The 12,820-nt window shown below is 73.4% G+C and carries 7 protein-coding genes; 4 read left to right on the forward strand and 3 right to left on the reverse strand.

What is annotated here, in order from left to right; genetic code table 11:
- Positions 1-24 precede the first annotated feature (24 nt).
- Positions 25-783, reverse strand: coding sequence for an SDR family oxidoreductase (locus tag ACZ561_RS08485; protein ID WP_470991063.1), 759 nt, complete (start codon positions 781-783; stop codon positions 25-27).
- A gap of 117 nt (positions 784-900) precedes the next feature.
- Here ACZ561_RS08485 and ACZ561_RS08490 point away from each other — a divergent pair, with 117 nt between their 5' ends.
- The 4 genes from ACZ561_RS08490 (at position 901) to ACZ561_RS08505 (ending at position 9,883) form a co-directional block, all read left to right on the forward strand.
- Positions 901-4,260 (forward strand): AfsR/SARP family transcriptional regulator, encoded by a 3,360-nt coding sequence (locus ACZ561_RS08490; RefSeq protein WP_470991065.1) that lies wholly within the window; start codon positions 901-903, stop codon positions 4,258-4,260.
- A gap of 127 nt (positions 4,261-4,387) precedes the next feature.
- Positions 4,388-4,834 carry a GNAT family N-acetyltransferase gene (locus ACZ561_RS08495; protein WP_470991067.1) on the forward strand — a complete coding sequence of 149 codons (447 nt, stop codon included), beginning with the start codon at positions 4,388-4,390 and terminating at the stop codon, positions 4,832-4,834.
- Complete coding sequence (locus ACZ561_RS08500) at positions 4,831-6,090, forward strand: MFS transporter (RefSeq protein ID WP_470991069.1); 1,260 nt, start codon at positions 4,831-4,833, stop codon at positions 6,088-6,090. The genes ACZ561_RS08495 and ACZ561_RS08500 overlap by 4 nt, the downstream gene beginning before the upstream one ends.
- Before the next feature lie 124 nt (positions 6,091-6,214).
- Positions 6,215-9,883: a S8 family serine peptidase gene (locus tag ACZ561_RS08505; RefSeq protein WP_470991071.1), complete on the forward strand. Its 3,669-nt coding sequence runs from the start codon at positions 6,215-6,217 to the stop codon at positions 9,881-9,883.
- Between the two features lie 72 nt (positions 9,884-9,955).
- Here ACZ561_RS08505 and ACZ561_RS08510 read toward each other — a convergent pair whose 3' ends face one another.
- Both ACZ561_RS08510 and ACZ561_RS08515 read right to left on the reverse strand, forming a co-directional pair.
- Entirely contained in the window at positions 9,956-11,308 is a 1,353-nt protein-coding gene (locus tag ACZ561_RS08510) for a carboxyl transferase domain-containing protein (protein WP_470991073.1), read from the reverse strand.
- Positions 11,301-12,776, reverse strand: coding sequence for an acyl-CoA synthetase (locus tag ACZ561_RS08515; protein ID WP_470991075.1), 1,476 nt, complete (start codon positions 12,774-12,776; stop codon positions 11,301-11,303). The genes ACZ561_RS08510 and ACZ561_RS08515 overlap by 8 nt, the downstream gene beginning before the upstream one ends.
- Positions 12,777-12,820 lie beyond the last annotated feature (44 nt).

The raw sequence follows: 12,820 nt of genomic DNA on the forward strand, positions 1-12,820 counted from the left end.
AAGGGGGGGTGGGCACGGTGGGCGTCAGAGACCGAGGCCGGAGCCGCCGCTCGCGTCGATGTTCTGGCCGGTCACCCAGCGGGCGTCGTCCGAGGCGAGGAAGCCGACCACATCGGCCACGTCCCCCGGCTGTCCGACCCGGTTGAAGACCGAGAAGCCCGCGGCGTGCGCCTTGGCGGCCGGGTCGGCCATCCACGGGTGGATGTCGGTCTCGATCGTGCCCGGCGAGACCGCGTTGACGGTGATGCCACGGGCGCCGAGGGTCTGGGCGAGTGTCAGGGTCAGCACCTCGACCGCGCCCTTGGAGGCGGCGTACGAGGTCATGCCGGGGAAGGCGACCTTCGTGACGCCGGAGGAGATGTTGATGATCCGGCCGCCGTCGCGCAGCCGGCCGAGGCCGTGCTTGACGATGAAGAACGGCGCCTTCGTGTTGACCGCGAACACCCGGTCGTAGTCGGCCTCCTCGACCTCGTCGATCGTGCCCGCGCCGGCGATTCCGGCGTTGTTGACCAGGATGTCGGCGCCGTCGGCGTGCTCGTCGAAGGCCTTCCAGAGCGCCTCGGCGTCCCCGGGGACGCCCAGTTCGGTACGGATGGCGAAGGCGGAACCGCCGGCCTCCTCGATCGCGGTGACCGTCTCCTTCGCGGCGGCCTCGTTGTTCGCGTAGTGGACGGCGACGCGGGCGCCGTCGGCGGCCAGCCGCAGGGCGATCGCGCGGCCGATGCCGCGGCTGCCGCCGGTGACGAGTGCGGTCTTGCCGGTGAGGGTGGTGGAGCGGGTCATCGGAGTCTCCTCGGTGGTGGTGTTTCCTGCTGACGAGGAAGACTCTGCGGGAGGGCGGTTCGGGATCGGTTCGGGTTCTGTTCGGGCCTGGTTCGGGCGGGGAGTTACGGTGACCCCATGCGATTCGGGGTGCTGGGGGAGACGGCCGTCTGGACCGAGGACGGGCGGCCCGTCCGGGTCCCGGAGCTCAAGGTGCGCGCCCTGCTCGCCTCGTTGCTCGTCGGCACGGGCCGGCCTGTCGCCACGCACCGTCTCGTCGACGACCTGTGGGGCGAGGAACCGCCCGGCAATCCGCTGCGCGCCCTCCAGGCGAAGGTCTCCCAGCTGCGGCGCGTCCTGGAGGAGGCCGAACCCGGCGGCCGCGACCTGCTGGTCTCCCGCGCCCCCGGATACCAACTGGCGCTCGCGGAAGGTGCCTTGGACGCGGAGCGGTTCGCCGAACTGGCCGCGCGTGCCCGCGCCCTGCCCGACCCGGTACGGCGGGCCGCGCTGTTCGCCGAAGCACTCGAGGTCTGGCGGGGCCCCGCGTTCGCGGACTTCGCGGACGAGCCGTTCACCCGGGCCGCCGTGAACCGCCTGGAGGAAGAGCGGGTCGTCGTCCAAGAGGACGCGGCCGAGGCGCGCTTCGCCGCCGGGGAACACGCGCTGCTCGTAGGGGAGTTGGCCGAGCTGGTCGAGCGGCATCCGCTGCGCGAGCGGCTGCGCGCCGTGCACCTGCGCGCGCTGTACCGCTCGGGCAGGCAGAGCGAGGCGCTGGCCGGGTACGAGGAGCTGCGCGTCCGCCTCGCGGAGGACCTGGGCCTCGACCCGAGCCCCGAACTGGTCGCGCTCCAGAGGGAGATGCTCCGCCAGGACCCCGCGCTGGACGCGGTACGGGCCGAGGTGTCGGTGGCTTCCGGGGCCACGGCCGCCGAGGCCGCGACCTCGGCGCGGGACGGAGACGTACGGGACCCGAACGCGCTCTCGCCTTCGGGTTCGGCACCGACCCAGGACGCTGCGCACGGCGCTACCGGCCGGGGCGAGACCCGCGGCAATCTGCCCATGGCCATCAGCGAGCTCGTCGGGCGAGAGGAGGCCGTCGAGGAGATCCGTGAGCTGCTCGCCGGACGGCGGCTCGTCACGCTCACCGGCCCCGGAGGCGTCGGCAAGACGCGGTTGGCCGTGGAGGCCGCCGGGCAGGCGCGGGAGCTGTTCCCCGACGGCGTATGGCTGGTCGAACTCGCCGGTGCACATGGGGAGCTGGCAGAGGTCGTCGCCGCCGCCATGGAGCTGCGCGACGACGGGGCGTGGGGCGTACGGCCCGAGGCGGGGCGGACACCGAGTGGGGCGGAGCGGCTCGCCGGCGTCCTGCGCGGCAAACGGATGCTGCTCGTCCTTGACAACTGCGAGCACGTGATCGACGAGGCCGCCGCCCTGACCGAGCTGCTCCTGCGCACCGTCCCCGACCTCGTGGTGCTGACGACCAGTCAGGAGCCCCTGGCCCTCGCCGGGGAGACGCTGTGGTCGGTGCCGCCGCTCGACCTCGCCGGCGCCGTCGAGCTGTTCGTCGCCCGGGCGGCCGCCTCGGCGCCCGGATTCCTGCCGGACGCGTCCCAGCGGGCCGCCGTGGAGGGCATCTGCCGCCGCCTCGACGGCGTCCCGCTCGCCCTCGAACTGGCAGCCACCCGGGTGCGGGCGCTCGGCGTGCACCGGCTGCTCGAACGGCTCGACGACCGCTTCCGGCTGCTCAGCGCGGGACAGCGGGGCGCACCGGCCCGGCAGCAGACGCTCCGCGCGGTCATCGACTGGAGCTGGGAGCTGCTGCCGGAACCGGAACGCCTGGTCCTGCGCAGGCTCGCCGTCCACGCGGAGGGTTGCACGCTGGACGCGGCGGAACAGGTCTGCGGGGGCGGCGAGATCGCGCCCGACGACGTGCTCGACCTGCTGGCCCGGCTGGTGGACCGCTCGCTGGTCGTCGCCGTCGACGGGAAGGACGGTCCGCGCTACCGGCTGCTCGAATCCGTGGCCGCGTACTGCCTGGAGCGGATGGCGGACGCGGGCGAGACCGAGGACGTACGCGGCCGGCACCTGACGTACTACACCGGCCTCGCCGAGGCCGCCGAACCGGAGCTCCGCGGTCACGCCCAGCGGCAGTGGCTGACCCGCCTCGACGCGGAGTCACCGAACCTGCGCGCCGCCCTGGACCGCGCCGTGCAGCGGGGCGACGCGGAGCACGCGCTGCGGCTCGTGGACGCGCTGGCCTGGTACTGGGTGCTGCGCGGCCGCCTGGGCGAGGCGGTCCGCTCGACGGCGACGGCTCTGGACACGGCGGGCGCCCCCGATCCGGCGTCGGGTTCCGACGCGCTCGCCCGGGTGCGGGCCCGCGTCGACGTGTGGCGGACCGGGCTCACCGTCATGAGCGGCGACGGAACGGACCGCCGGCGCCGCATCGCGAGCGCGCTCGCATCCGTCGACGCGGCGTACGGAGCCGGCCCCGCCGCCCTGGCCTGGGCCCGCTGGTTCCTCGCCCACGCGCTCTGCGGGACCGGGAGCCAGAGCGAGGGTGAGGAGCTGACGAACGCGGCGCTCGACGGGTTCGCGGAGACCGGGGAGTCGTGGGGGGAGGCGGCGGCGCTGGGGGACCGGTCCGTGCAGCGGTTGCTCCGGGGCGATCTGGCCGGGGCCGAGGACGACGCGGCCCGCAGCGCCGCACTGTTCGCGGCGGTCGGGGACGCGTGCGGGGGCCTGTGGTCCGTGTACCCGCTGGCGACCGTCGCGGAGATCCGCGGCGAGTACGAGCGTGCCGCCGGGCTGAAGCGTGCCGCCCTGCACACCGCCGAGGGCTTCGGTCTCACCACCGAGGTGCCGGACCTGCTGTCGGGGCTCGGCCGAACCGCGCTGCTCATGGGGGACCTGGCGCAGGCGCGTGCGTACCACCGGGCGGGGCGGGAGAAGGCCGTCGAGGTCGGCTTCAGGGCGGGCGAGATCAACGCGGTGCTCGGTCTGGGCCTCGGGGCCCGGCGGGAGGGCCTGCTGGAGGAGGCCGAGGTCCACCTGCGGGAGGTCCTCGACTGGCACCGGCTCGTCGGGCTCGACGGGGCCAACGCGCTGATCCTCGCCGAGCTGGGCTTCGTGGCGGAGCTGCGGGGCGACGCGGAGGGGGCGCTCGCGCTGCACGAGGAGGGGTACGCGACGGCGCTGACGACCGGGGACCCTCGGGCGGTGGCGCTCGCGCTGGAGGGTCTGGCCGGCGCCCATGCCCTGGCCGGGCGACGTGACGGAGCGGCTGTGCTGCTGGGCGCGGCGGGGGCGCTGCGGGCGTCGACGGGAGCGCCGTTGCCCGCGGCGGAGCGGGGGGATGTGGAGCGGGTGGAGGCGGTCGTGCGCGCCGCGCTGGGGGACGGGGCGTTCCTGGCCGCCCAGGCCCGGGGCGAGGGGCTCGGGGCGGCGGCGGCCGTGGGGGAGGCGCGCGGGGTCTCGGGGGCACCGGTGCCGTAATGGCGCCCTGTGGGTTGTGCCGACCCTTCCCGCTCCGGGGGGGGCGATTGCCCGCAACGGTGGGACGGGTGGGCAGCCGGGACATACTGTAAGGACCCCACCCCGCACCCGTCCCTATACTCAATCCATGTCCTCCCTCAGCCTCCGGCGGGCCACCGCCGACGACTCGCGTCGTCTCACGCAGCTCGTCCGGAAATCCCGCGCCTATCGCGGTGACTACGCCGCGATGGTCGACGGCTATGTCGTCGGAGGGAGCTACATCGAGCACCACCCCGTCTTCGTCGCCGTCGACGAGCGGGATCGCGTGCTCGGGTTCTACGCGCTCCTCCTCGACGAGGCCGAGCTCGATCTCGCCTTCGTCGCCGACGAGGCGCAGGGGCGTGGCGTCGGGCGGCTGCTGATGGAGCACATGATCGGCCAGGCCCGCGCCGCCGGGCTCAGCACCATACGGGTCGTCGCGCATCCGCCCGCCGAGGAGTTCTACCTGCGGACGGGAGCCCGCCGCACCGGCACCGTCGAGCCCACCGGCCACATCCACTGGGCCAGGCCCGAGCTCCGGTACGACGTCGCGTGAGCGCCACCGAAGAGGCCGAGAAGGCCGACCGCCGCCGGGTCTTCGCCGACCTCACCCCGCTCCGTACCTCCGCGCACTACCGCCGCCTCTGGTTCGGCAACACCGTCTCCTGGGTCGGCCAGGGCATGACCGCGCTCGCGGTCTCGCTCCAGGTGTACGAGATCACCCGCTCGCCGTTCTCCGTCGGGCTCGTCGGGCTGTTCTCGCTCGTCCCGCTGATCGTCTTCGGCCTGTACGGCGGCGCCATCGCCGACACCGTCGACCGCCGCAAGCTCGGGCTCGCCAGCGCCACCGGCTCAGCCGTGCTCTCGGCCGCCCTCGCCGCGGCCGCGTTCGCCGGCTTCCACCACGTCTGGTTCCTGTACGCGATCGTGGCCCTGCAGTCCGTCTGCGGCGCGCTCAACTCGCCCGCCCGGAGCTCGATGATCCCGCGCCTGCTGCCGCCCGAGCAGCTGCGCGCCGCGAACGCGCTCAACTCGATGACGACGACCTTCGGCACGCTCGTCGGCCCGAGCCTCGGCGGTCTCATCGTCGGCTTCGGCGGCTTCCAGATCGCGTACCTCATCGACGCCGTCGCCTTCTCCGCCGCCCTCTACGCGATGTGGCGGCTGCCCTCCATGCTCCCCGAACGGACCGGCGCCAAGAGGGCCTCGGTCCTGGACGGGCTGCGCTTCCTCGCCACCCGGCCCAATCTGCGCATGACGTTCTTCTCGGACTTCTGCGCGATGATCCTCGCCCACCCCCGTGCGCTGTTCCCCGTCGTCGCCGTCCTCTGGTACGACGGCGACGCGACCACCACCGGGCTCCTCGCCGCCGCCCCCGCCGCGGGAGCGCTCCTCGGCGGCGTCCTCAGCGGCTGGCAGGGGCGCATCCGCCACCACGGACAGGCGATCCTGCTCGCCGTCGCCTGCTGGGGCACCGCGATCGCCGTCTTCGGCCTCACCCGAAACCTGTGGCTCGGGCTGCTCCTGCTCGCCCTCGCCGGCTACTCCGACACCGTCTCGATGATCTTCCGGAACACGATGATGCAGGTCGCGGCCCCGGACGAGATGCGCGGCCGGCTCCAGGGCGTCTTCATCGTGGTCGTCGCCGGCGGGCCGCGGCTCGGCGACTTCCTCGCCGGCTCGGTCGCCGATCTGACCTCCCCGGCCGTCGCCATCACCGGCGGCGGTATCGCCTGTGTGTTCGCGATTGGTGTACTTGCCCTGTACGGGCGGGGTTTTCGCCGATACGACGCGCTCAACCCCACTGCCTGAACTGGCGGTTGGCCGCCACGGCGCATAGCCGCCAGGCCGTTCTGTACTCAACCACCGCTGTGCGGACCAGACTCCTCGCGACGCCCGGAACCACCCCTTCCCCCGGGTGTCGAGGAGTGCGTCGATGATCAGACCTTCCGCAGGAGGAAGGGCCGGGCTGCTCGCCGCCGGCATCTCCCTGGTGCTGCTCACGGCAGGGCAGACCGCCGCTGCCGGGGGAACCGCCGCCCCCGCCGTACCCGACACCTTCAAGGGCGCCGCGGACCGGAGCGCCACCGTCACGCTCATCACCGGCGACCGGGTCACCGTCACCGACCTCGGTGGCGGCAGGAAGACCGTCACCGTCGACCGGGCCAAGGGCGCCACCGGCGCCGTACGCAGCGAGATCTCCGACGGCCGGGTCACGGTCGTCCCCGACGAGGCCCGCAGCTACCTGGACTCCGGCGTGCTCGACCGCCGGCTCTTCGACGTCAGCGGCCTGATCGAGCAGGGCATCACCGATGAACTGCCGCTGATCGTCACGTACGGCAAGGGCGCGCGCTCCGCCGCACCGCGCGGCGCCGAGACCGTCCGCGCCCTCCCGAGCATCGGCGGCGCCGCGGTGGAGGCGACCGACCCGGCCGCGTTCTGGCGGTCGTTCACCTCGCCCACCACCCGCTCCGCGGGTGGCAAGGTGTGGCTGGACGGCAAGGTCGAGGCCGCCATGGCCGAGTCCAACGCCCAGATAGGCACCCCGAAGGCGTGGGAGGCCGGACTCACCGGCAAGGGCGTGAAGGTCGCCGTCCTCGACACCGGCGCCGACCTGGCCCACCCCGACCTCAAGGACCGGGTGAGCGAGTCCAAGTCCTTCATCGCCGGCCAGGAGGTCGCCGACCGCAACGGTCACGGCACGCATGTCGCCTCCACCGTCGGCGGCAGCGGCGCCGGTTCCGAGGGCGCCGCGGAGAAGGGCGTCGCGCCCGGCGCGACCCTCGCCGTCGGCAAGGTCCTCAGCGACGAGGGATCCGGATCCGAGTCCGAGATCATCGCCGGCATGGAGTGGGCCGCCAAGGACATCGACGCGAAGATCGTCTCGATGAGCCTGGGTTCGCGTGAGGGCAGCGACGGCACCGACCCGATGGCCCAGGCCGTGAACAGCCTGAGCGCGGAGACGGGCGCCCTCTTCGTCATCGCCGCAGGAAACAGCGGCGCCCCCGGCACCATCGGATCGCCCGGCGCCGCCGACTCCGCGCTCACCATCGGTGCCGTCGACTCCGCCGACCAGGCCGCCTACTTCACCAGCCAGGGACCGCGCTTCGGCGACCAGGCCCTCAAGCCCGACCTCTCCGCGCCCGGCGTGGACATCCTCGCCGCCCGCTCCCAGCTGGTGACCGGCACCGGGCTCTACACGACGATGAGCGGTACCTCGATGGCGACCCCGCACGTCGCCGGTGTCGCCGCGCTGCTCGCCGAGAAGCACCCCGGCTGGACCGGCGCGCAGCTCAAGAACGCCCTGATGTCCTCGTCGAAGACGCTCACGGACTCCGCCTACGCGCTCGGCGCCGGCCGGGTCGACGTGGCCGCCGCGATCTCCGCGAACGTGACCGCCACCGGCTCCGCCGACCTCGGCTTCTTCGCCTGGCCGTACGAGGAGAACAAGCCGGTCACGAAGACCGTCACGTACACCAACCACTCCGACGTCGCCGTGGAGTTGAACCTCGCCGTCGAAGGGATGCCCGCGGGCGTCGCGACCCTCGCCGACACCACCCTCACCGTCCCGGCCCACGGCACCGCACAGACCACGGTCACCGGTGACGGCACGAAGGCCCCGGTCGGCAACGCCTCCGGCCGGATCGTCGCCTCGGCCGCCGGTACCCCCGTCGCGCACACCGTGCTCGGCCTGGTGAAGGAGGAGGAGCGCTACACCCTCACGATCCACGTCAAGGACCGTGACGGCGCCCCGACCTCGGCCCACCTGGGCGTCAAGCGCCTCGAGCAGGGCTACGACCCGTTCCCGGAGACCGTCGGCGAGTCCGGCACGCTCGAACTGCGCCTGAAGCCCGGCACGTACACCGTCTCGTCCTTCCTCGACGTCCGTGGCTCGAAGGGCAAGGACTCCCTCGGCCTCGGCTTCCTCACCGACCCCGAGATCGTCCTCGACCGCGACCGCGAGATCACCCTCGACGGGCGGCAGCTGAAGGAGATCCGCGCCGAGGTCGAGAAGCGGACCGAGACGCGCCAGCTCCTCATGGAGTTCGACCGGGACGCGAACGGCGCCTCCTACGGCGGCGCGGTCCAGCTGCCCATCAAGTACGACTCGGTCTTCGCCGCCCCCACCCGCAAGCCCGCCACCGGAACCTTCGAGTACCGGACCGTGTGGCGGCTGGGCAAGCCGCTCATCGAGGCGAGTGCCGGCGGCGTCCGGCTCTCCGGCGCCACCATCCAGCCGGGCACGACCCTGCCCGAAGGCACCTCGCGGCTCGGGCTCGTCGACGTCGGCACCGGCACGGCCGCCGAGTACGAGGGCAAGAACGTGAAGGGCAAGGCCGTCCTGGTCCGCGCCGGCGCGCTGACACCCGTTCAGATCGCGCAGATCGCCCAGGACGCGGGGGTCGCCTTCCTGTTCGTCACTGACAACGCTCCCGGCCGGCTGAACACCTGGTTCGGCACGGAGGCGTACGAGGACCGGCCGCTGGGCGTCGCGACCGTCAACGCGGCCGACGGAGCCCGGCTCGCCGACACCGCCGCGCGGAAGAAGACGGTCGACCTGACCGGCACGCGCTTCACCCCGTTCGTCTACGACCTCTCCGAGGGGCACCCGGGCGCCATTCCGTCCGACCTGGTCTTCCGGCCGGACGAGGACGAACTGGCCACCGTGCGCTCCACGTTCCACATGCCCACCGGGCGCGAGGAGATCGGCGGCGAGTTCCGTTACTCGATCACCGACACCTTCCCGATCGGCTTCGGCTTCAAGGAGTACATCGGCTTCCCGACCGAGCGCACCGAGTACGTCTCCACCGAACGCGGTCAGTTCTGGCACGAGTCGGTCGACCTGGAGGACTCCCTCGAACAGCGCGGCGGGATCATCTCCTACCGGGGCGACAGCGCGACGCACCGCGAGTGGTTCAAGCCGGTCTGGCACCCGTGGCTGGGCACCGGGCTCGGCTGGGGCCAGGAGCGGGTCGGTAACGACCTGAAGTTCAACACCCCCGGCTGGGGCGACTCCGGCCCGGACCACACCGGCTTCGGCAACGTGTGGAGTGACGACTCGATGACCCAGTACACCGAGGTGTACGTCAACGGGACCCGGGTCGACCGCAAGATGAGCTCCGGTGCCTACGCCTGGGACGCCCCGGCGGAGGAGGCCGAGTACAAGGTCGTCACCGACACCACGCTGGACCCGGCGCGCTGGCGGCTCTCGACGAAGGGCCACGCCGAGTGGACCTTCCGCTCCAAGGAGACCCCGTCCGACCGCTACACCTACCTTCCGCTGATCAACCTCGGCTTCGACGTCGACACCGACATCAAGGGCGATGTGCGCGGCGGAAGCCGGGTGCCGGTCGGCATCTCGGCCGAGTACGTGAAGGGCGCCCCGGACACCGGCACGATCGGCGGCGGCGCGCTGGAGGTCTCGTACGACGACGGCAAGACCTGGCAGAAGGTCGCTCTGAAGAAGTCGTGGCGCGGAACGTCCTGGACGGGTGAGCTGCGGGTGCCGGACAACGCGCAGTACATCTCCCTCCGGGCGGGCGCGTCCGACGACCGCGGTGGCGCGGTCAAGCAGGAGATCATCCGGGCGGTCGGGGTGAAGTAGCCCCAGGAGTCCCGAAGACGGGGGAGCCCCGGCACGGCGTGCGGCCGTGCCGGGGCTCTCTCCGTCCCGCCGTCACCCGCCGCGCGTCACGATCCCGCGCACGACGCCCAGTTCCACCAGGTCCTGGGGGCGCAGCCGGAGCTGGTCGGCGGTGACCGGGGCCTGGTCGGGCTCCCTCTTCAGGATCGCCGAGGCGAGCTCGGGGGCGATGACCGAGAAGTAGCCGTCCGGCGTGGCCCAGGTGTTGCCCGGCGCGGCCAGCGCCAGGGCCCCGCCCGAGCCGCCCTCGCCGACCAGCAGCGAGGTCACCGGGACCCGTGCCTCGGCGACCGCGGTGAACGCGTCCGCGATGGCCGGACCCGCCCCGGCCCGTTCGGCGTCGGCGTCGTTGGCGGCGCCGGGCGTGTCGATCAGGGTGAGCACGGGGATCCCGAGCCGGTCCGCGAGCCGGATCAGCCGGGCGACGGTCCGGAAGCCCGCGGGGCGCGTCGCCGTCCCGTCCTGCGCGGCGTACGCGACCGTCCGCCCTTCATGGAGTCCGAAACCGCACTCCACTCCGGGGTCGACCCCGCCCGCCCGGTCGCCGCGGATGGTCGCCCGGGTGGTGAAGTAGGCGTCCAGATAGGCCCCGGCGCGGGGGCGCTCGGCGGACCGGGCCCGTACGACGGCCTCCCAGCCGGTGCAGGGCGGGCCGGCCTCGGTGAGCGCGCGGGGCGGGGGAGCGGAGGCGGGAGCCGGGGCGTCTTCCGAGCCCCTCAGCAGCCGCAGCCACAGGGAGAGCGTCGCCCGCAGGTCCTCCGGTTCGACGATCCCGTCCACATGCCCGTGCTCCCACTGGCTCTCCGCCGTGTACGCGGCGGGGTCGGCGTCCTGAGGGCGGACCCGCGAACCGGCGAACGCCACCTGGGCGGTGGGCAGGGCGAGCACGACGTCCGCGCCCGCCCCGACCGTGGCCCAGCCGCCGCCGGTGGACGGGTCGCGCAGGACCGCGACATGGGGGATGCCGACGTCCCGCAGTCGTACGGTCGCCTCCGCCACGCGCTGGAGCTGGGTCAGGGCGATCATGCCCTCCTGCATCCGGCTGCCGCCCGTCGCCACGAGCGACACCAGCGGGACCCGGTCCTCCCGGGCGGCGCGGTACGCGGCGACGAGCCGGTCCCCGGCCGCCTGCCCGAGCGAGCCGCCGAGGAAGCCGAACTCGAAGGCGACCAGGACCACCCGGCGACCGTCGATCGTCGCCCTGCCGTACAGGACGGACTCCTCCTCGCCGGTCCTCCCGGCGGCACGCGCGCGTGAGGCGTCGTAACCGACCCAGCCGATCGGGCCGTCCGGGAGCGGCGGCGCGAGGGCGGCCGGGGCGGGCAACGGGACGAAGTCGTCGGTGACCAGCCCGATCACCGCACGGGCCGTGAGGCGCTCAGCCATGGAGGGCCTCCGGGAGGGCCTTCTTCAGGAGCTTGCCCATGTCGTTGCGGGGCAGCGCGCGGAGGAAGTGGACGGTGCGAGGGCGCTTGTGCGGGGCGAGGAGCCCGGCGACATGATCGGCCAACTCCTCCGCCGTGGGCGGCTTCTCCGCGTCCGCCGGCACCACCCAGGCCACGATCCGCTCCCCGAGGTCCGGGTCCGGTGCGCCGGTCACGGCGGCCTCCCGCACCGCCGGATGGTCCAGGAGCGCGTTCTCTATCTCGCCCGCGCCTATCTTGTAACCGCCGCTCTTGATCAGGTCGGTGGCCTTGCGGCCCACGATCCGTACGTAGCCGTCGGGTTCACGGACCGCCACGTCCCCGGTGCGGAACCAGTCGCCGTCGAACGCGGCCGCCGTCGCGTCCGGCCGGTTCAGATACGACGAGAACAGGTTCGGGCCTCTGACCTGGATCTCACCGACGCTCTCCCCGTCGTACGCCCTCATCTCCGTGCCGTCCTCCTCCACCAGGCGCAGCTCCACGCCGCGCAGCGGCAGCCCGACCGAGCCGGGGCGCGGGTGGGAGCCCAGGGGGACGGAGGTGTTCATCAGCGTCTCGGTCATTCCGTACCGCTCGATCACCGTCCGGCCCGTCGCCGCCGTGATCCGCTCGTGGTCGTGGACCGGCAGCGCCGCCGATCCCGAGACCAGCAGCCGCGCCTCGGCCAGCGCCCGTACCAGCGTCGGATCGTCCGCCAGCGCGTCCGCGATCCGGTGGTACATGGTCGGTACGCCGAACAGCATCGTGCCGCCGCCCGCACCGAGCTCCCGGGCCACACCCGCGGTCGAGAACCCTCCGAGATGACGGACCGATCCGCCCCGCCGCAGCGGTCCGAGGACCCCCAGGACGAGCCCGTGGACGTGGAAGAGCGGCAGCGCGTGGACGAGGACGTCGTCCGTGGTCCACGCCCAGGCGTCCCCCAGGGCGTCGAGGGAGGCGGCGATCGCCCGGTGGGAGAGGACGACGCCCTTGGGCGGGCCGGTGGTGCCGGAGGTGTAGACGATCAGGGCGGGCGACTCGGAATCGTCCGACCTACCCGCGAAGGCGAGGGCCGCGGAGACGGGGCCGAAGGACGTGACCGTCGTGTCGACGTCGATCCGGGGCAGTTCCGCGAGCCCCGCCGGCAGAACGTCCTCCGCCCCCGCCAGGACCACGCTCGGAGCGCTGTCGCCGAGGATGTGCGCCAGCTCCCGCTCCCCGGTGCGCGGGTTGAGCGGGATCGCCGGTACGTCGGCCAGCAGCGCGGCCACCACCGCGACCGCCGTCCGTGCGGTCGGTGTGGCCCAGACGGCGACCCGCCCCGCGGCCCCGATCCGTATGGCCAAGGCCCCGGCGGCCTTGGCCAGTTCCTCGTAGGTCAGGGTGTCCGCGCCGAAGCGCAGTGCGGGCCGGTCCGAGCCGGCCACCAGGGCCGGGAAGAGCGCGCTCAACGGTCGTCCTCCTCGCGTAGCGGGATGCGAGAGGCATTCTTCCC

Source organism: Streptomyces sp. NPDC039609 (assembly GCF_055596705.1).

Excerpts from the sequence above, each read along its gene's own strand:
- ACZ561_RS08485 (WP_470991063.1), bottom strand. The coding sequence starts at position 783 with ATGACCCGCTCCACCACCCTCACCGGCAAGACCGCACTCGTCACCGGC.
- ACZ561_RS08490 (WP_470991065.1), top strand. The coding sequence starts at position 901 with ATGCGATTCGGGGTGCTGGGGGAGACGGCCGTCTGGACCGAGGACGGG.
- ACZ561_RS08495 (WP_470991067.1), top strand. The coding sequence starts at position 4,388 with ATGTCCTCCCTCAGCCTCCGGCGGGCCACCGCCGACGACTCGCGTCGT.
- ACZ561_RS08505 (WP_470991071.1), top strand. The coding sequence starts at position 6,215 with ATGATCAGACCTTCCGCAGGAGGAAGGGCCGGGCTGCTCGCCGCCGGC.
- ACZ561_RS08510 (WP_470991073.1), bottom strand. The coding sequence starts at position 11,308 with ATGGCTGAGCGCCTCACGGCCCGTGCGGTGATCGGGCTGGTCACCGAC.